This window comes from Acinetobacter sp. G11, assembly GCF_049808495.1.
Taxonomy (GTDB): Bacteria; Pseudomonadota; Gammaproteobacteria; order Pseudomonadales; family Moraxellaceae; genus Acinetobacter; species Acinetobacter kookii.
The window spans coordinates 1-591 of the sequence record NZ_JBNCAT010000087.1 but is presented as its reverse complement, the minus strand read 5'-3'; the positions used below and the strand labels follow the sequence as shown (position 1 = coordinate 591).

Below are 591 nucleotides of genomic sequence, written 5' to 3'. Positions count from 1 at the left end.
AAGTCACAGGATATCTGGAAATCGTTTAATGAAGGTAAAGCGACTGCTGCTGATGTATTCAAATCGGTTATTGGTGATTTGAAAAACATGGATGATCAAGTAGAAGCTACTCAATTAGGAGTTTCTATTTTTGGCGTTAAATTCGAGGATATGGGTAACCAAGCTGTATATAGTTTAACTGATGTTAATGGCGGATTAGGCGATACCAAAGGTGCTATGGATAAGCTACGGAAAGCGCAAGAGGAAACTTTCTCTCAAAAGTGGCAGAAAACATTACGTGAAGCGCAATTAGCATTAGAACCGCTTGGAAAAATGCTATTGGATATTGCTATGGATGTTCTTCCTAAAGTTTCTGCTGCTGTTAAATCAGTTACTGAATGGTTTGCTAACTTATCTCCCGAAGCGCAGAAGACAGTAATAGCTATTGGTGGTATTGCTTTAGCTGCTGGTCCTACTCTTTCTATATTAGGAAGAATGGGAGGAGTAATTGGCGGCCTAGTTGGTAAAATCGGTAATTTCGCAACCGCCGCTCGTGCTGGTGCAGCTGCAACCGTTGCTGTTCAAGGTGCATCCGGTGCAGCTGCTTTAGGT

1 protein-coding gene is annotated in these 591 nt (G+C 42.0%); it reads left to right on the top strand.

Annotated features, from left to right (window positions below; all coding sequences use genetic code 11):
* The coding region (locus ACPUEY_RS14100; RefSeq protein WP_425122474.1) for a hypothetical protein at nt 1-591 on the top strand (591 nt) is incomplete at both ends.